At 58.9% G+C, this 17677-nt stretch carries 17 protein-coding genes; 8 read left to right on the top strand and 9 right to left on the bottom strand.

The window, feature by feature from the left end; all coding sequences use genetic code 11:
* Positions 1-103 precede the first annotated feature (103 nt).
* The gene (locus RQH62_RS15200; protein ID WP_311269581.1) at positions 104-655 is read left to right on the top strand and encodes a hypothetical protein; all 552 of its coding nucleotides are present in this window, start codon (positions 104-106) and stop codon (positions 653-655) included.
* Here the strand turns inward: RQH62_RS15200 and RQH62_RS15195 are convergent.
* Together RQH62_RS15195 and RQH62_RS15190 are read right to left on the bottom strand one after the other, a co-directional pair.
* Entirely contained in the window at positions 652-1290 is a 639-nt protein-coding gene (locus RQH62_RS15195; protein WP_311269580.1) for a TetR/AcrR family transcriptional regulator, read from the bottom strand. The genes RQH62_RS15200 and RQH62_RS15195 overlap by 4 nt on opposite strands.
* Before the next feature lie 99 nt (positions 1291-1389).
* Complete coding sequence (locus RQH62_RS15190; RefSeq protein WP_311269579.1) at positions 1390-2559, bottom strand: LLM class flavin-dependent oxidoreductase; 1170 nt, start codon at positions 2557-2559, stop codon at positions 1390-1392.
* A gap of 268 nt (positions 2560-2827) precedes the next feature.
* Here RQH62_RS15190 and RQH62_RS15185 point away from each other — a divergent pair, with 268 nt between their 5' ends.
* Entirely contained in the window at positions 2828-4114 is a 1287-nt protein-coding gene (locus RQH62_RS15185; RefSeq protein ID WP_311269578.1) for an MFS transporter, read from the top strand.
* Between the two features lie 50 nt (positions 4115-4164).
* Here the strand turns inward: RQH62_RS15185 and RQH62_RS15180 are convergent, their stop codons facing one another.
* Together RQH62_RS15180 and RQH62_RS15175 are read right to left on the bottom strand one after the other, a co-directional pair.
* Entirely contained in the window at positions 4165-5181 is a 1017-nt protein-coding gene (locus RQH62_RS15180; protein WP_311269577.1) for a phytanoyl-CoA dioxygenase family protein, read from the bottom strand.
* A gap of 104 nt (positions 5182-5285) precedes the next feature.
* The gene (locus RQH62_RS15175; RefSeq protein ID WP_311269576.1) at positions 5286-6338 is read right to left on the bottom strand and encodes a helix-turn-helix domain-containing protein; all 1053 of its coding nucleotides are present in this window, start codon (positions 6336-6338) and stop codon (positions 5286-5288) included.
* A gap of 168 nt (positions 6339-6506) precedes the next feature.
* Here RQH62_RS15175 and RQH62_RS15170 point away from each other — a divergent pair, with 168 nt between their 5' ends.
* A complete protein-coding gene (locus RQH62_RS15170) occupies positions 6507-7640 on the top strand; it encodes an LLM class flavin-dependent oxidoreductase (protein ID WP_311269575.1) in 1134 nt (377 codons plus the stop codon).
* Between the two features lie 56 nt (positions 7641-7696).
* On the opposite strand, the gene RQH62_RS15165 is transcribed toward RQH62_RS15170, so the two are convergent.
* Positions 7697-8122, bottom strand: a complete 426-nt coding sequence (locus RQH62_RS15165) for a nuclear transport factor 2 family protein (RefSeq protein WP_311269574.1) — start codon at positions 8120-8122, stop codon at positions 7697-7699.
* A 149-nt stretch (positions 8123-8271) separates the two neighbouring features.
* Between RQH62_RS15165 and RQH62_RS15160 the strand changes: the two genes are divergently transcribed.
* Positions 8272-9348: an alkene reductase gene (locus RQH62_RS15160; RefSeq protein WP_311269573.1), complete on the top strand. Its 1077-nt coding sequence runs from the start codon at positions 8272-8274 to the stop codon at positions 9346-9348.
* Between the two features lie 86 nt (positions 9349-9434).
* On the top strand, positions 9435-10130 hold the full coding sequence (locus RQH62_RS15155; protein ID WP_311269572.1) for a TetR/AcrR family transcriptional regulator: 696 nt from the start codon (positions 9435-9437) through the stop codon (positions 10128-10130).
* Here the strand turns inward: RQH62_RS15155 and RQH62_RS15150 are convergent.
* Complete coding sequence (locus RQH62_RS15150; RefSeq protein ID WP_311269603.1) at positions 10119-11228, bottom strand: MFS transporter; 1110 nt, start codon at positions 11226-11228, stop codon at positions 10119-10121. The two genes, RQH62_RS15155 and RQH62_RS15150, sit on opposite strands and share 12 nt — an antisense overlap.
* 221 nt (positions 11229-11449) lie before the next feature.
* A complete protein-coding gene (locus RQH62_RS15145; RefSeq protein WP_311269571.1) occupies positions 11450-12541 on the bottom strand; it encodes a DUF1214 domain-containing protein in 1092 nt (363 codons plus the stop codon).
* Positions 12542-12759: 218 nt separating this feature from the next.
* Between RQH62_RS15145 and RQH62_RS15140 the strand changes: the two genes are divergently transcribed.
* A complete protein-coding gene (locus RQH62_RS15140; protein WP_311269570.1) occupies positions 12760-14343 on the top strand; it encodes an AMP-binding protein in 1584 nt (527 codons plus the stop codon).
* Between the two features lie 38 nt (positions 14344-14381).
* On the opposite strand, the gene RQH62_RS15135 is transcribed toward RQH62_RS15140, so the two are convergent.
* A complete protein-coding gene (locus RQH62_RS15135; RefSeq protein WP_311269569.1) occupies positions 14382-15254 on the bottom strand; it encodes a VOC family protein in 873 nt (290 codons plus the stop codon).
* A gap of 26 nt (positions 15255-15280) precedes the next feature.
* A complete protein-coding gene (locus tag RQH62_RS15130; protein ID WP_311269568.1) occupies positions 15281-16264 on the bottom strand; it encodes an SDR family oxidoreductase in 984 nt (327 codons plus the stop codon).
* A 150-nt stretch (positions 16265-16414) separates the two neighbouring features.
* Between RQH62_RS15130 and RQH62_RS15125 the strand changes: the two genes are divergently transcribed.
* Together RQH62_RS15125 and RQH62_RS15120 are read left to right on the top strand one after the other, a co-directional pair.
* A complete protein-coding gene (locus RQH62_RS15125) occupies positions 16415-17194 on the top strand; it encodes a glucose 1-dehydrogenase (RefSeq protein ID WP_311269567.1) in 780 nt (259 codons plus the stop codon).
* 13 nt (positions 17195-17207) lie between these two features.
* A complete protein-coding gene (locus RQH62_RS15120) occupies positions 17208-17672 on the top strand; it encodes a nuclear transport factor 2 family protein (protein ID WP_311269566.1) in 465 nt (154 codons plus the stop codon).
* Positions 17673-17677: the final 5 nt, after the last annotated feature.

Genomic DNA, 17677 nt, shown 5'->3' with positions numbered 1-17677 from the left:
TAGCTATCAAGCAATCACGATCTGGGTGAGAATGACGTAGCGAATGCCGTCATGGGGTATGGATTCTGCCAACGCAGGATGTCCAGGTGCAAAGGATGAGGTCGTGACGATCGAAACACCGCTAATCGAGCAGCTTGCAGCGCTCTCACCGAACTGGCCAAGCCGAACTCCGGCTGACTTTCCGCCAGGAACGCTCATTGCCGCGACCGCCGATCATCCAGGTGTGGGCATAAGAGTGGATGCCTTCATGCCTTATGCCGGAACCGTTCGTCTCATCCACTGGATCATATCACCCTATGACGATGTGCCGCCTGGAATCGTTGAAGATTGCAATGCTGCGCGGATCGGTCTCGTATCGGGTAAATCCATTCTGCTGTGCGCGCTCGTACCTCTGGGTAATCCTGCAAGCCTCCCAACTCACCGCTCCGCGCGCCGCAACCTTGCGCGCGCTGGAAATCTCATGGGATTGCGAGGCTGGGACATCCCTCATGATCGCGTGGAATGTGTGATGGACATTGAGAGCGGAAAGGCAAGCCTGTCCGTGGAATCAGGACGATCGACAGACGCTCTGTGGCATGCGGCCTGGCAACTTTCCCTCGTTATCGATGGCCACGCCATTCATATGAGGATCGGTGAGCAATATCCTGATGGTTAAGTGCCCGAAGAGCGGCCCTCTCGCGCCGCAATTCCGTTCAGCAGGATCTGGGAAATGCTGGTGGCCGCGTCGGGTGGGACCGACAGGGAGCTGAACATGGAACGAAACATCACGGCGCCAACAGCGACGTCGAAGAGGGTGTCCGCGTCTACATCCGGTCTTACAAGGCCGAGCGCCTTTCCCTTGTCGATGATGCTTGTCAGGCGCGCCCGGGTTCTGTCTTCGAGCGGCGTGTGGAGCTCATCGCGCAGGTCCTGCGCATTCTGGTAGGAGACGATGAGGCCAATGCTCGCCTTGGCCGTCTCCGGCGAGGAATATTGCTCAAGCAACAAGATCACGAAGGCCCTGATCTGCTGCTCAAGGCCCTGCTCGGCAACGATATCGGGGACTTCCTTGCCGCTCCCGTTGGCAATCTCGTTTGCCAGATGGGCCTTTGTCGGCCAGCGGCGGTAGATTGTGGGGCGAGTGACGCCGGCGAGCGCTGCGATGGCCTTAAAGCTCATGGCTTCAAATCCATCCTGTGCCAGTATCGATCGTGCTGCTGACATGATCTTGTCATCGACATCGATATCGCGCGGTCGCCCGCGCCCGCTATTCGGTATGGCGTCGGAGGCAAGGGGCGGATCAATCGGCACGGTCGCATAGCCCTAGCGTGGGCCATGCGCGCCGGGCAAGAGGCAAGGTCGGTGACATGATCTCTTGCCCGGCGCAGGCTGTCGTCTCGAAAGGAAGCCTCAGGCTACCTTTTCCCCGCTAGTTGCCGATTGCGCGGCGTGTTTGTCGAAGGCCCGCTTGGTTGCGCTCTGGATCACCTCGATAAAGCCTTCACGGTTTTCTCGTGCCCAATCGTAGGACTTTTGCCGGTTGCGATTGTCACCATTGATGGCGGGAAGCACATAGCGGGCCATCATCTCCATGGAACGCTTCTTGTCTTGGGTCGACGACCAGTTCTTGTCGAGCATGAGGATGCAGCCGAAGTCAGGAACCTTCTCCTCGAGCCTGTGGATTTGCGCGATGGCATCGTCGGGTGTTCCTACGACGATCTCGTTGCGCTCCAGAAGGTCCTCCAGGCTAAGGTGTGCCGGCGATTCCTTGAGATGTTCCGACTGGTTCTTGATGTACAGGAGCCATTTCTCATAACCCTCGCGAACCTGATCCATCGCCTTGTCTCGTGTCTCTGCGATATGGATGTCGGTAGCGCATCGGATGCCCGCCGGCGACATGGTCGTTCCCAGTTTGGCGGCATTCTCGCAGGCGATTTTCCAGTTGGTAGTAAGTGCGTCATAGCCGCCCATCGCCGTACTGGCGAGGCAGAGCATGCCGGCACCATATTTGGCTGCGAGCGCGCCGCCATTGGGCGAGAAGGTGCTCGCCACGCAAACTTCCAGATCAGGATTATAGGGCAGGATCTGGGCATGGGCGTCGTGCAGATCATACCAGCCTTCATAGCTCTCGGTGACCCATTCACCGGCGAGCAGGCGCGTGATGAGCGACAGGCCGCGATCAAGCTTGTCGCGGGACTCGCGGGCGTCGAGCCCCAGCATATGTGCATCGCTCACCAGCAAGCCTGGTCCTGCGCCGAAAATCAGGCGGCCAAATGCCAGATGATCCAGCTGGGCGATCCGATTAGCGGTCATGAGCGGGTTGTGATAGGGAAGCGACACTACCCCAGTGCCCAGCTTGATGCGCTTGGTGCGCTGGGCTGCCGCCGCGATCATGAGTTCTGGCGAAGCGCTCAGCTCATAGGCGCCGGTATGATGCTCTCCATACCAGAATTCTGAAAAGCCTATCTCATCGGCGAACTGTGCCAGCTCGAGGTCGCGCTCGAGGGCGAGGGTTGGGCTCTCATCCAGGGCGTGAAAGGGCGCCAGGAACATGCCGGCGCGAAGCGGTACCTTTCTCATGTCTCTCCTTTCGGTTCTCGAATCTCTTGTCGGAACGCCCGCTCAGCTATATACGATACATGCTGTATAGCAATGTTTTTTGGTTTGAGCGCAATCACGTTATTCGCGCGTTCGCGTACAAAGATAAATTCCATGTTCTGCATATGGTGGTTACAATCATATTGTAGCCGATATATGCGTATAAAAGAGAATGATATCGGGTGATGGCCATGCGCCATACGCCCTCCATTGGGAGCAGGATGCTATGGCCGTAAGGGAGACCGCGGGGGTGGATGGTGAGACCGCCGTCCGTCATGAGGGCAAGTCAAAGCCGATGGAAGTGACGGCAAGCCGCTTCCTGGGCCCCAGAATGGTGATTTTTGCCGCGCTGCTCATGAATATGAGCATCGGTCTGACCTATGGCGCACTGGGCGCGCTCATGCTTGCTATGGAAACGCGCTTTGCAGCGACCCGTTCGGAAGTGTCGTTGACGATTGCCTTCGTCGTGTTGACGAACAGCATCGTGGCGCCATTCGTGAGCACTTTGGCACGTCGCTTCTCGCTGCGTGCAATGATGATCTCGGGCGCACTCCTTGGTGGAATTGGCTATCTTCTGCTTCCCTTCGCGCATGGCCCAGAGCAGATGCTGCTGGTCTTCGCTATCCTCATCGGCCCAGGTGGCGCGCTCATGGGGGCCACGCCCGCCTATATTCTCGTCACCAACTGGTATGTGGCAGGGCAGGGGCGGGCGCTCGGCATCGTCAATATGCCAGTGATGATCATGATCGTCCCGCTCGTTGTTGCGGCTGTCCTGCCGACATTCGGGCTGGAGGTGGTTCTGCGCTTTCTGGGCGTCGGATTTCTGGCAGGTGTGCTGCCGGCGTTGTTTGTCATCGATCGGCCTGAATTCGTCGGCCAAGCCGCGGCAGGTCGTGATACGCAGCTTCCGCGGGAGATCGTTGAGAGCGGGGCGCAGGTCGTTCCCACTGCCTATCTGTTGCGCAACGGATACTTCCTGCTGATGACGCTGGGCGTCGGGCTGATCGTAGGGGCAGGCGTCGCCAAGACGGCCCATCTCGTGCCGCTATTGACCGAACGCGGCTGGAGCGTGTCGAGCGCTGCGGTGCTGTTGTCGATCTCGGGAGGCACTGGCATCGCCGGATCGCTTTTGTTCGGCTATCTGGCCGATCGCTTCAATGCAGGTGTGACATTGGCGCTCAACGCTGCGATCCAGGCGGCTGTATGGATCATTCTTCTGCTACCGGTGGGTTATCCCCTGCTGGTGCTCGATGCCATCATCATTGGCGCTTGCGGGGGTGGTGTCGTGGCGGCGCATGGCGTGCTGGCGACGCGCTTGTTCGGCCCCGAGAGCTTTGGCAAGATAGTGGGCGTGACAGGCCCGATGACAATCCCTTTCCTCTTCGGCATGGGGCCGCTGGCAGGAATATTGCGGGACAAGACGGGAAATTATGGCTTCGCGGTTTCGATATTCATCGCGGGCTTCCTGATAGCATCCATCAGCTTTCTGATCCTGGCGCTCAGGGAACGCCGGAAAACAGCTGTCTGGCCAGGTTGAGACCGGCAAAAAAAGGGCGGGACGGATGCTCCGTCCCGCCGTCCAGTCTATCAGGCGACCTGTTCCGCCCAGCTATCCGATATCACGACCCGCATATCCTCGAAGCGCCTGGCGACTTCACCCTGTCGGTCGCGACGCAGTTCGGGAATGTAGGGAAAGCACGCGTTCGTGTTGGTTCGCAGATCGTCCGGGCGACGCGGCGCTATGCGGCCGGCATATTCGAAGTTCACCTTGAAGCCCAGCATCTCCTTGTCTGCTTGCGTGAGGTGGTCATACACCGTGTCCGTGATGGCTGCGGGATAGACATCCTGTGGTTTGACGAAGTGCATGGCGTAGACCGTGCCGATCATCATGCGTACTTTCTCGGATGTCGATGACCCCTGGCAATGCCAGGTGCGGCTATCGAGGATCATCGCGTCGCCCGGTTTGCATTCCATGGGGAGCAGCGCACTGCCGATGCTTGCGGCTGCATCCTCGGCTGACAGGCTCATATCCGGCGAGGGATGGCGATGGCTGCCGGGCACGACATTGGTTGCGCCCATGTCCGCTTCATAGTCGGACAAGGCCACGATCACGTTCAACATGGCGGGGATGGGCGTCTCGAACGGCCAGGCTTGCTGATCAGCATGAAGGACCTGGCGCTGCCCGCCTTTTCTGAGAAAGGAACCGGCTTGCACGGCGACATTGAAGGGAACGCCCCGGAAAACATGCTCTGTATAGGCCAGAGCCGCCGGATGGTGCATCATCTCACGAAATTCCGCGCCCTTGTTCGGCAGGAAGGCAATTTGCTGACTGATCGGCGGGGCATCCAGCGTCTCGCCACCATAATGGCGGTCGCTTCCAGCGTGGCCGGATGCGGAAATCGTCGCCACGCCCGCTTCAAGTTCCAGTTCACCCTGCTCTATGAAGCGCGAGCGTACGCGTTCGAGCTGCTCGGAACTGAGATATCCGCGATGGATCGTATATCCAAAATTATCGAGATTGGCTTTGCCAGTCTCGATGTCGTCGGAAAAGGCGAGGGCCGGTTCGACGTGGGACGGAACGGCTTCTTGAACTTCATCTGGCATGCTCACTCTCCTGCGCTGCACTATTTCTGTATGGTATAAGGTAATGCAGGATAGTGGGCGTGGTCAAGATGGTCGCTACCGCCGCAACAAGCGATTGGGGGAGGTCAGGCTGGGTTCGGCCGAGCTCGATCCCCACGCGTAGACTGGGGTCGGAAAGCGGATGGACGTTGGCCGGTCCATTGGCGAAACGCGCGACGGAAAGCGGTTTCGTCGCTGAACGAAAGGCGTGAGGCGATGTCAGAGATCGTCATGCCCGGCTGCCGCAGCAATTCCCTAGCCCAGTCGAGACGAGTGCGATCCTTGAGCGCCTGGATGGAATTTCCTTCCGCGGAAAGCTTGCGGCGCAGGCTGGCAGGGCTGCATCGCAGCTTTGCGGAAAGTTCGGATGTGTTGGGTAATGGGCCGTTGCGGACCAGGGCCTCTTCGAACAGATGGAGGACCCTGCGCGACAGGTCTTCGCCATCGAGATGCGTGCCCACGGAAAGTATCGTCAAAGGAAGCATCGCCTCCAGTTCTTCTGGCCGGCGGACAAGCGGTCGCTCGAGAAGGGAGATTGGAAAGCGAAATCCGCTGCGCCCTTGATCGAGGCGGACAGGAATGCTGACGAAGCTTGCATCGAGATGGCGGGCGAATTCTGGCGGATAATTAAGTTCGATCTCCTGAACTTCCAGCGGCTCTCCTATGAGCCAGGACAGCATTCGATCATACATCACCAGACCAATGGCTTCGGTGATGAAAGAGCTCGGCGTCTGACTTGGTCGTAGCGAGTCCAGACGAAAATAGGCGTGGTTGTCCGATAACTCGACGGACACCGCGCCCATTCGGCCTCCAAGCATCGCGGAGAAGGCTGCTATCCGGTCGATGGCCGCGGCCAGCGTAGCGCAGGTCATCACGCTGCACCACAACATCCCGAACTCTTCCTGTGTCACAGGGGGTCGGCCGCTCTTGCTGGAAGCCTCGATCTCCAGCGCAAGGACATATTCGCGGTAAATCGCCGCGTAGATGGACACGGGAACCATCTGGACCCGGCCTTGCGTGAAGTCTTCAAAGCCAAAAGGAGAGCGAGCCCGCCTCAGAAGCGCGGGAAGGTCCCAGCCACAGGAGCGAACGCTCTCGAAGATCCGCAGGACTTCGGCAGCAGGGATCTCGGTCGTCACCTGTTGGGGAAAGGCAAGTGTCATATGACTGAAAATATCAGCATGAGCGTTTTTGTCACGAGATTGAGCAGCCTCGTCCTTGGCACCTCAGCACTGTTCGTCCCAGTCTCCTGCAAAGGCCGGGACAGTCGCCACGCAGATGGCGCCCGGATATGAGAGGAGCAGGTCATGAAATTCTCGCTTATCTACGAAGCGCAGATTGTCGATATTTCCCGGGAGTCCGAGCAGCGCTGCTATCGGGACATGATCGAGCAGTGCCTGCTCGCCGAGGCCCAGGGGTTCGATACGGTATGGGCCGTCGAACACACGGCCTTGACCCAATATGCCCATATGTCGGCGCCAGAGACCTTCCTGTCCTTCATCGCGGGCGCCACGACCAGGCTGCATGTAGGGCATGGCGTCGTTTGCCTCCCGCCGGCGATGAACCACCCGATCAAGGTGGCGCAGCGCATAGCGACGCTGGACATCATGTCACAAGGCAGGCTGCATTTTGGCATCGGCAAAGGTGGGACGCAGCAGGAAGCGGGTGCTTACGGCTATGATCTGGCGACCCTGCAGCCCCAGATTGACGAGATGATGTATCTCATCCCCAAGATCATGGTCCAGGATGAGATCGAACATTCCGGCGAGTTCGTACAGATACCGCGGCGACCGATCCATCCCAAGCCTTATCAGGATCCGCACCCGCCCATGTATATGGCCTGCACGTCGGAGCCGACGCTCATACGGGCCGGTGAGCGTGGTCTGGGCGCACTGGTACTCGGATTTTCCGGTCCGGAAGAGATCGCGCGCAAAAATGCGATCTATCGCCGCGCTTTCTCTGAGAGAGACCGGCGCGATCAGGTCGGCTTTCGGCCCAACGAGCATCTGGCAGCACTCTGCCCTGTCATCTGCCTTGAAGATCGTGACGAGGCGCGTCGGATTGGCCTTCGTGGACAGCGCTTCTTCGGTGAGGCGATCCACCACTGGTACGGAGGAGGTCCCAAGCCGAGCACCGACGATCTGGAGGCCGATCAACTGGAAGCGGAGTTGCATCGATCGGAAGAGCGGCTGGTTGCCCGCCTCGGAGACGCCCTGATTCCTGTGACCGCCGATGCCACCGATCTCTATAATGTCCAGAACGCCTACGGGACGCCCGATGATGTGATCGCGCACCTCGAAAGGCTCTTCGAGGCCGGCGCAGACGAAATCCTGTTTCTCCCGCAGATGGGTACCGTCCCGCATGAGGCGATCATGGAAACAATCCGTCTGATAGGAGAAAAGGTGATCCCCCATTTCCGGCAGCGCGCATTGGCCGCCTGAGCACGGCCTTCCTCTGTCTTTGCGCTGCGGTGCAAGGGCAGGGGAAGGCAAGGCGATCAGGACATGATGCACCCTTCATCATAGGCTATGCGCACATGGCAAATTTCGCCATTTTCATTGAACTTGAAATTCTGGATCAGCATGAGTTTGACAGGCGCTTCGCCTTCGACACCCCATTGGCCGTCGGTGATTACGAAGGCTTCGTCGCCCATGACGATGATCTGGCGGGGACGCATCTCCACGTTCCAGCCGCTCGCGATGATCAACCTGAAATAGTCCGCGGCAGCTTGCCGTCCGATCGCTGGCGGAGGAACGCCGACAGTGTCTTCGAATACCGCATCCTGGGAAAGAAGGGCGGCGCGAGTCTCCCAATCCTTTCGCGCGTAAGTGGCCTCAAAAGCCCGCACGGCGCCTTCGATCGTCTCCCTCGGCAACCTTCCACGAGCGGCTGCGATCTGATCGTGCGCTGCCTGAACTGACATAATGATATCCTTCTCCGTTGAAGTGGATTCAATATTTCGACGACTTTCGATTGTCCACAGTAAATATTAAATCAAATGTATTTGCTATTTACTATAGGTAAATGGTGTAATTTTTGCATTTATCCAACTGTATTTTGAGGAAGTATTATATGGTGGCCGATAATTTGTTCGAGCCTGTTGCATTGGGTGATCTGGAAATGTCAAACCCGATCGTGATGGCTCCCATGACGCGCAGTCGTGCAGGAGCAGGTGACGAGCCCACCGAGCTTATGGCGCGCTATTATGCGCAGCGAGCCACTGCCGGGCTTATCGTAACCGAGGGCACCCAACCGTCCGCCGCAGGAAAAGGATATTGTCGGACGCCTGGGATCAGTACGCCCGCTCAATGTGACGGGTGGTCATCTGTAGCGGATGCTGTCCATGAAAAGGGCGGAAAGATCGTGCTGCAGCTCATGCATTGCGGTCGGGTGGCTTCGCGCGTCAACAAGGCCGACGACAGTGACATTGTCGCACCTTCGGCGGTTCGAGCCGGTGGGACGATTTTTACCGATGCGGCCGGCTTGGTGGAAATGGACATGCCGCGCGCTCTGGATTTGGCCGAGATCCCGCAAGTGGTCGAGGAGTTCGCCCAGGCTGCTCGCAACGCAAGAGCCGCTGGCCTTGACGGCGTGGAGCTCCACTGTGCCAGCGGTTACCTCCCGATGCAGTTCCTGTCACCCAATGCAAACAGGCGAACCGATGCATATGGCGGCTCGGTTGCCAACCGCATCCGCTTCACTGTCGAGGTCCTTGAGGCCATCGCCGCTGAGATCGGGCCAGGCCGGGTGGGGTTTCGCATATGTCCCGGCTTCGCGTTCAATGATGTCCATGATGATGATCCGGTGACCACGTACAGCGCCTTGCTGAAGGCGGTTTCTCCGATGAATCTCGCCTATCTGCATCTGATCCGCCTCGTCGATGAGCAGTTTGACTCCCTTGATATCGTTACCCGATCCTGGAATGGCCGAACCATCCTGAATAATGGGCTCAATGTCTCAAGTGCATCAGAGCTCCTGGCATCCGGCGCGGCTGACGCAGTCTCCTTCGGTCGCGACTTCATTGCAAATCCGGATCTTGTGCGTCGTTTTAGGGAGGGACTGGCGCTGGCGTCCTTCAACCCGGCGCAGCTCTATACATCGGGTGCCCAAGGATATGTCGACTACCCCACATACTCCCCGAGCGCTTAGCGGTCCGGAGCGATTTGGCGCGTCGTCGTGGCATAGCCTGTTCGCGGTGCCTTTCGTCTCGAGTGTGAAAAGGTTAGGGGTTGGCAATGACCTCTGTACCTTCTCCGCTGCGACGACCTGCCGGCCGCCCAAGCCGTTTGTCTCGCGCGATGGTCGTCGATGCTGCTCGCGATCTGCTGCAGGAAGAGGGCATGGACAATTTCAGCGTCAACAAGCTGGGCAAGCGACTGCGGGCTTCCGCCATGTCGCTCTACACCTATTTCGAAAGCCGGGACGCGTTGCTTGAAGCGGTGGCAGACGATGTATTCACGTCGTTCGAACCGCCACCAGAGGCATCGGACTGGCGACATTTCGTAATAGCTTGGCTCGAGGCGATCACCAGTCATTTTCGTCGATATCCAGTGGCGCTTTCGGTGATAGCATGGGAAGGCCACCTCTCTTCCGGCTGGCTGCGGGCCTGGTTGCCGCTCGTCAAAGTGCTAGCGGCCGTACAGCCCGACACGCGAAGGCTTAGCGATGCTCTGAGCTGGTTTTCCCATGCCGCAATGGGTTTTATCCACGGTCGTCTGTCCGTGCCCAACAGGCTCGGCGAGTTTGACGAGGCGGTTCTGGCCGGCTTTCCCGATGAGGATCGCTTCCTTCTTGAGACGGTGTTCCACCATCATCGCGAACGTGGTGACACTTGGGTTTTGGACTTCGGCTTCACCCAACTGGTTGCCGGGCTTGAGGCCCTATTGGAGGGGCAGCCAGGCGGTCGCATGGCAATGCCGCTACGCCCGTAGCGTGGATGGCCTTCGCCCGGCCCTGAGGGTCAAGATCAGGCTCAGCACCGCAGCAATGGCTGCCGCGAGAAAAAGGCCGCGCGATCCCGCCATCGCTCTTAGGGGAGCGGCGAGAAACGGGTTCGCGAACTGAGCGAGGAACAGTCCGCTGTAGAAAAGGCCGCCAGCGACAGGGCGCGCCTCGATGGAGACGCCCTCGATGATCCGCATGGTCATGAAGGGGGTGAACAATCCATTTGCGACGCCGATCAGGAGGCATGCGGTCGCTGCGACCCATGGTCCGTGCGCCATGGACCAAAGGCATGCCCCGACCGCTATGAGTAGCAGGATTAAGGGCAAGAGCCGATCGCCTATCGTGCGGCTGCATAAGGGAAAGTACAAGGAGCCGCCTGCGTTCGCCAAAGACGATAGGCCCACCACCAAGGCTACCGTCGAACTGTTCACGACGCCTGCGTCGGCGAGCAAGAACGGGCCTTGCAGATAATTCATGGACGTAAGCGTGGTGATCGCCATCAACAGGAATAACGGACCGCAGATCATGCGCAGGACGACAATCTCTCCTGGTGCGGCATCCATTGGTGGACCAATTTCTCGCTCAGGAAGGAGCGGCATAGCCACAAGCGCGAATAGCAATGCAAATGATGCCAGGCCGTAGATAAGGAAGGCTGCGTGCCAACTCCAATATTGAGCGATATATCCCGAGAATGCGGTGAGCAGAAAGGCAACGCCTGCGCCCATGGCCGCCTGCAGGGCCAGCATCGACTTGCGCGACCCGCCCTCAAATGTGGCAAACAGTATCGCGAGGCCTGAAGACAACATCAAAGCGCCTGCAATGCCCAAAGCAAGGCGGGACAACAGGAGAAGGAGTAAGCTAATGGGAACAACTGGTGTGAGACCAGCGAAACCATAGACGCTCAATGCGGTCATCAATACTGCGCGGATGCCGATGGCGCGGATCAGGCGGCCGCCCAGGACGGGCGCGATGCCGAGTGCCAGACTGGAGGCGGCAACGACCATCTGCGCGAAAAACGCACCTTGTGTCCCGCCTCCCAGTGAGGACGCAACAAGAGGGAGCAAGGGCGGTGGGACGGTGAGGATCGCGCCTGACAGTCCTGGAATGGAAAGCAGAAGGGCAATAAGCGCGGCGCACAGGATGCGTCGCGCAGCCGCCTTCGTTGCTTAACGCCATTGCCATCTCATGAATCGTCTCCCGTCATCTATTGGTTGTTCGGAAGCCGCACGGGAGGGCAGGGCGTCCTACGTCCATATGAAGTGGCGTGCTCAGCCGAGTTGATGCGTGACTGATCGATGGCGCGGGATCAGGCGATATTGATGAGCTTGCTTGTCGGGACCGGTGTGCCGGCGGCTCGTACCCAGCGCAGAAGAACGAAACCCTGGTCGTGGCCGACGGTCGGCAGCCAGTTGCCGAACCCCGGATCGCGATGCGCAATGACGAACGTCAGGCTGCCATCTGGGTTTCGCTTGGCACTATGCTTGTTGATGCAAATAGGATGATAGCGGAAATCCAGGCTCTCCATCCACCAGTTATTGATCTGGATATTCCAATGCTCGGCCTCCGGCTCGCCTGTTTCCAGCACAAGAGCCTCGTCCGGCCCAAGCTTCCAATAGCCGTGCACGTAGAAAATTGCCGGATCGCCGCCCGCTTTCACAAACATTTCCTGACCCCAGTCGCGCACCTCGTTGGGATGGGTCATGAAGAGTTGGGCCCAGTTAACAAAGAGCTGGGATGTTCCGACGACGAAATCGGCTGCGCTCATCAACTGCTTTTTTATCGTCTCGGGGTCGATCGGCGCTGGCGCTGATGGGCCTTCGCTGATGCGTTCAATATGAATGGTCGCAGCCGTTTCAGCTCGTCGGTCAAGAAAGGTTTGGCGGACATGAAGCATCGTGGAATCGGGGGCGAGTGGCAACCACGCCTCGGCATCCGCTGGCTTGTCTACGCTCGCGATGATCTCGAAATTTCCATCGGGATCAGTGGCAAAACCCTCTCTGAGAAGTTCGCCTGTAGACGGCATCGTGCCATCGATCGCATATCTGTTCGCCTTCGAGCCGATGCTCAGATAGGTCACCGTCCCGACATTGCCCCAAAGCCGATAGCTTCGAGAGCCGCTGATGGTCGAGGAAAGGTATAGGTTGTCCGGGTTGTCTCCACCCATCTTGGCCGTCTCGTGGCTTGGCATATAGAAGGTGGGAAAGTCCGGATCGCCGCTTTCGAGATAGATTTCCAGGCCCAGTCGAATGAGCCGGCTGAGATAGCGCGCGCCTTCCGCTTGATCGAACAGGCTGTCGGGGGCGCCATTGGCCTGGAGCGTGGCGACAGCGTCGCCAAGTCGCCCGCAAAAATCGGTCCACAATCCGCCGGTCGGCATAGCCTTGGAAATACCGCTCATCCCACTCCGTCCTGTTTCAAGCTTATCGTCCAAGCTCTTTTGCGAGCTCGCTGCCTCGCCTGCAATCAAAAAGTCTACGAATATCTCTTATGTTTCGAGTTTGGTTTCATATATGGTGTCGCTAATGCGCGAAAAAAATACGCATTGCGCCAGTTGGGTCCTTCTGGCTAGATGATGATGCACCATCTCCACGATGGGCAGAAGAAGAGGATGGACTGATGCCCACGCTGAATGATCCAGCAGGTCTGCGCTGGGAAATGCATGGCGATCGTGTGGTACGGTGCCCAGCAATCCGGCCCCTCAATATCGATACAATGTTCGATGAGGCCGCTGCGCGCTGCCCGTCGGTTGTGGCCGCCGTTGATGGCGATCTTCGGCTGACATATGCGGAACTTTCACAGGCTGTTGCAGCCTGTGCCGGCCGCCTCCAAGGCCTTTCGCTTGCGCGCGCCGACAGAGTGTCGGCGCTTTTGGGAAACCGGCTGGACTTTCTCGTTCTTCTGCTCGCTACGGCTCGCCTTGGCCTTATCTTCGTGCCGATGAACATAAGGCAAAGCAGTGATGAAATTGCCTATGCCCTGCGCGATAGCGGCGCCTCTGCGCTTTTCTGCGAGACAGAACTTGCCGAGAGACTTCCTCGGCTGGAAGATGGCGCAAGCTGCCGGCATGTCGAGTTCGTGGACGATGACAATCGGATCTGGATGGGGGATTTCGAGCCGGTTCCAGGCGGCGAGAGCGTGGAGGAGGATGCGCCATGCTGCCTGATATATACCTCAGGGACCACGGGGCGGCCTAAAGGGGCGGTGCTTACCCATTTCGGCCTCGTAGCCAACTGCATCGCGTCACGGGAGGGCCTGGACCTGCATGACGGGGAGGTCTCCATTCTTGCAGCGCCAGCGTCGCATGTGACCGGATTGGTTCTCGTGCTTCTCTTGATGGTGAGCGTGGCGGGCAAGACCGTGTTCCTGCGGCAGTTTAAGGCCTCGCAATTCCTTCAGACCGCTCGGCAGGAGGGGCTGACCTACGCGATCATGGTCCCCGCCATGTACAAGCTTTGCCTTATGGAGCCTAGTATCAGTGAGAGCTCACTCTCGTCCTGGCGTGTGGGGGCGTTCGGAGGCGCGCCGATGCCGGAAGCGACGATTGATGCGCTGGCGCAGGTTTTGCCAGACCTTTCCCTCGTCAATATCTATGGTGCCACGGAAACATCGGCACCGGCGGTCATGATGCCCTCGCATGAGATACGTGAGCGCGCGTCCCAGGTCGGAAGACCTTTGCCTTTCTGCGACATCAGGATCATGGATGAGGAGGGCCGGGAGGTGCCCGCCGGCGAGCCGGGCGAAGTGTGGATCGCGGGTCCCATGGTCGTCCCTGGTTACTGGAACCGCCCCGATGCTGACGAGCAGGGCTTTGCTGGCGGGTTCTGGAAATCCGGGGACCTGGGGGCAATGGACGCGGACGGCTATCTGTCGCTGACCGACCGGAAAAAGGACATGATAAACCGGGGAGGCTTCAAGATTTATTCGATCGAGGTCGAGAACGCGTTGATGCGTCATCCAGCCGTCGTGGAAGCCGCTGTCGTGCCACGCTCCTGCCCCGTTCTTGGCGAACGTGTGGTCGCATTCGTTGTCGCGCGGGATTCCGTGGAGGCGGAAGAGTTGCGCGCGCTGTGCGCGGCCTGGCTCTCCGACTACAAAGTGCCCGATAATATCGGGATCGTGGAGGGGTCATTGCCGCGCAATGCCAATGGCAAACTGCTCAAGACCGAGATGCGGGGATGGGCAAGCGAACGATTTGGATGAGCCCAATGTCTCCTGGCGAGGGCCATGCCGTCGAGAGGCTATGCAAATCTCAAGCTGACGAGTTCGATCCTTGTGTCCCATGGGCTCGTGCCCAGCCAGGCTGAACAGTCCTCCATTTCCGGCTTGGTAAGCCGGGTGAATGCGCCGCCAAGGGGAGTGAGGGTAGCAGCCGTCGCATCGGGGTCCGCGACCGCGATTGTAATGCCTCCAAAGCCATATGCGTTGGGCTGTGGTGTCTGTCCTCCAGATTTTGGTCTGGGATGTATCAGTTCGAGCAGTTCGAGCGTGTCTCCCGCCTGGTTGCGTATCATCTGCACGCGCTGGCGCAGACCCGGAGTTTCCGTGATCTTGGCGGTCCAGGGGGTTGGTTCGGAGAAGTCGAAACTCTCCTCGGCCCGAAATCCGAGCCCTTCGAAGAAGGGAAGCGCTACGGCGATGGAATCGAGGCAAATGCCCGAATGGGAAAAGGCGGCAGGTATGGCGGGGCCAGTCATCAGTTCAATCCGAACGCCGTCCGGATCGGTCCCGTACAGCATCTCGACTCCTGCTGCCTCATAGCGTGCATGCGTTTGGGGAAATATCCTGCCGCCTGCTGAGGCCAGGCTCGCTGCTGCAGTCTGCATGTCGTCGACATAGAATGCGAGATGCGTGTAGCCAAAATGCTCAAAGCCGCGCTTTTCGCGGGAGCCGAAAGACGCAGGCTCTGCATAGGCCGTCAGTGAAAGAACGATGCCCTGCGGATTCTGCATGTAAATCCGCTGTGCTTCGATGTCGCGCTGGTCGAACAGATCAAGGGGAGCGGTCGGAATTGCCTCGGTATCCACTACCCTGAATCCCAGAGCGTGCCGATAGAAGTTTTCGGATGCCTCAAGGTCGGCAACGGTGATGTTGCGATGTAGCAAGCGCGACATGATCGGGTATCTCCCTGACGATACGATCAGGCTTGGTGCATGCGCGCGAGCGCATCACCGACGATTGCGGTGATCGTGTGACGAAGCTCATCCGACTGGCCGATGGCATCGGCGAGCTTGGCAAGGGCGGGCGCTGAAGGCGCGGACGAAGATGCCTCCTCGACGAACGCTCCAGGTGCCGGCAACCCCACGATTGCGCGAAGAATGGCGGCGCGCAATTCGAAGGGGAAGGCCCCTTTGAGCGCCGCGAATATCTCGGTATCCTGTCCAATCGCTGTCCGAAAAGCGTCGCTTTCTCCGGTGAGCGCTGCCACGATCGGATCGGTAGCTGCCTCTGGAGGCCTGCCCCAGGCGTCAAGGTTGCCGACGCCCGGCATCGCCATCGACAACCAGTCGGCGTAGGCACTCTGCGGGGGTATGGCGGGTACCACATTGCTTGCGAAGGGCGTTCTGTGTGCCCCAGGCTGAAGCACGGACACATGCACCCCAAAGGGCGCCATTTCCATAGCTAGCGCCTCTGACCAGCCTTCAAGTGCCCATTTGGACGCTGCGTAGAGGCTGAGCATGGGATGCGGGCTGTTCACGGCATTGCTCGTGACGGTCACTATCCGGCCGGCGCGCGCTGCTCGCATCGTAGGAAGAACGGCTCGCGTCACTGCGAGCGCGCCGAAAAAATTTGTCTCCATCTGGGCTCTGCACTGCGCATCGGCCATTTCCTCGAAGGGACCGAGCGCGGAAAATCCGGCATTGTTGAGCAGCGCATCAATGCGCCCCTCAGAAAGACGCAGGGCTTCGGCTACACCGTCCGTAACGGATTGGGCGCAGGTCACGTCAAGGGCGAGGAGATCGATCATGCCGGGTGCCGACATCGCTCGCCACGCCTCGAGCAGCGCCTCGCCCTTTGCGACATCGCGCATCGTGGCAATGACGCGCCAGCCGCGGCTTGCCATCGCCAAAGCCACATTTTTTCCGAATCCGGTGGAGGAACCAGTGAGAAGCAAGGATTTCATAATGGCATCATCTCCTGCTGGCCCGGTGGATCTGCGGGCCGATGCGTATTTTTGTCGCATCAGAAGTAATGAAATGATCGCATGCGGGCAACATAGATATTGTATTGCGTAAATTAATGGCGTTCGATACGTCGGTCCGCTCATGAGAGGATGAGCGAAATGGAAGATCTCAAAGGCACCGTCACGCTGGTCACCGGCGGCGGCAGCGGTATCGGCAAAGGCACCAGTTTCCTGTTCGCCAAGGCCGGATCAGCGGTCGTGGTGGCCGATATCAATGGCGATGCTGCCCAGCGGACAGCAGACGAAATCGTCGAGCAGGGCGGGGTGGCAAGCGCTTTCGCCGTGGATGTCGCGAGCGCGGCGGCATGCAAGGACATGGTGGAGTTTGTTCGATCGCGATATGGACGGCTGGATCATGCGTACAATAATGCCGGTATTACCGAAGCCAGTTTGACGAGTGATCCGTTGCCTGCAACCCATGAGTTGCCGGTCGAAATCTGGGATCGCGTGCTGGCGGTCGATCTGAACGGCGTCTTCTATTCCATCCTTGCGGAACTGCCCCTCATGCTCGAGTCCGGCGGTGGGGCGATCGTCAATACCGCTTCCTTGCAAGGCTTCATCGGTTTTCCGCGCACCGCGCCTTATACGGCCGCGAAACATGGTGTGGTCGGGGTCACAAAGGCGATCGCCAAGGAATATGGCAGCCAAGGCATACGCTGCAATGCTGTTGCCCCCGGTGTCATTGAGACCCCTCTCAACAGTCACGTCATTCATCTGCCGGAATATAAGGGCATGTTGATGGGGCAGATCCCCAGTCAGCGCTACGGCGAACCCGATGATATTGGCCAGGCGGTGCTTTGGCTCTGCTCGAAGGCGGCCTCCTATGTGAACGGCGCCACCTTGTCCGTCGATGGCGGCTATCTTGCTTGAAAGGGCGGTTGATATGACCGAGGGCGGACTTGGAGCCGAGGATTATTTCCAGATACAGGCGCTCGTACACAGCTATCCAAGGCGTCTGGACAGCGGTGACCTCGTCGGACTGGGAGAATTATTCCGTCACGCGGTGGTGCACATTCAAGGCATGGAAGAGCCTATCGAGCGGGATCCGGCGAAACTGACCAAAATGTTTGCGGACTTTCTGCAGCTTTATGATGGTAAGCCGCGGACGCGTCACTGCATGGCCAATCTGATCATCGAACCCGATGGCGATGGTGCAGCGCGTGCCTCCTGCATGGTGGTCGTGTTTCAGCAAACGCCGGATTTCCCGTTGCAGCCGATCATCACGGGGGATTATCAGGATCGCTTCGAAAAGATCGATGGACAATGGGCGTTCGTGGAGCGGCATATCAGCAACGACCTGTTCGGGAACTTGCAGGCGCATGGCCGCTATGCCTACAGCCCTGTCTGAGGGCG

It is taken from the genome of Sphingobium sp. WCS2017Hpa-17 (genome assembly GCF_031843765.1).
In the GTDB taxonomy this organism is placed as follows: domain Bacteria; phylum Pseudomonadota; class Alphaproteobacteria; order Sphingomonadales; family Sphingomonadaceae; genus Sphingobium.
Note: the sequence above shows the minus strand (reverse complement) of the source record. Positions and strands in the feature narration are given on the sequence as shown.

Bases quoted from the DNA above. Each gene is read 5' to 3' on its own strand.
- RQH62_RS15125 (WP_311269567.1), top strand. From the start codon at position 16,415: ATGAGCGAAATGGAAGATCTCAAAGGCACCGTCACGCTGGTCACCGGC.
- RQH62_RS15145 (WP_311269571.1), bottom strand. From the start codon at position 12,541: ATGAGCGGTATTTCCAAGGCTATGCCGACCGGCGGATTGTGGACCGAT.
- RQH62_RS15180 (WP_311269577.1), bottom strand. From the start codon at position 5,181: ATGCCAGATGAAGTTCAAGAAGCCGTTCCGTCCCACGTCGAACCGGCC.
- RQH62_RS15130 (WP_311269568.1), bottom strand. From the start codon at position 16,264: ATGAAATCCTTGCTTCTCACTGGTTCCTCCACCGGATTCGGAAAAAAT.
- RQH62_RS15120 (WP_311269566.1), top strand. From the start codon at position 17,208: ATGACCGAGGGCGGACTTGGAGCCGAGGATTATTTCCAGATACAGGCG.
- RQH62_RS15140 (WP_311269570.1), top strand. From the start codon at position 12,760: ATGCCCACGCTGAATGATCCAGCAGGTCTGCGCTGGGAAATGCATGGC.
- RQH62_RS15165 (WP_311269574.1), bottom strand. From the start codon at position 8,122: ATGTCAGTTCAGGCAGCGCACGATCAGATCGCAGCCGCTCGTGGAAGG.
- RQH62_RS15160 (WP_311269573.1), top strand. From the start codon at position 8,272: ATGGTGGCCGATAATTTGTTCGAGCCTGTTGCATTGGGTGATCTGGAA.
- RQH62_RS15190 (WP_311269579.1), bottom strand. From the start codon at position 2,559: ATGAGAAAGGTACCGCTTCGCGCCGGCATGTTCCTGGCGCCCTTTCAC.
- RQH62_RS15170 (WP_311269575.1), top strand. From the start codon at position 6,507: ATGAAATTCTCGCTTATCTACGAAGCGCAGATTGTCGATATTTCCCGG.
- RQH62_RS15155 (WP_311269572.1), top strand. From the start codon at position 9,435: ATGACCTCTGTACCTTCTCCGCTGCGACGACCTGCCGGCCGCCCAAGC.
- RQH62_RS15135 (WP_311269569.1), bottom strand. From the start codon at position 15,254: ATGTCGCGCTTGCTACATCGCAACATCACCGTTGCCGACCTTGAGGCA.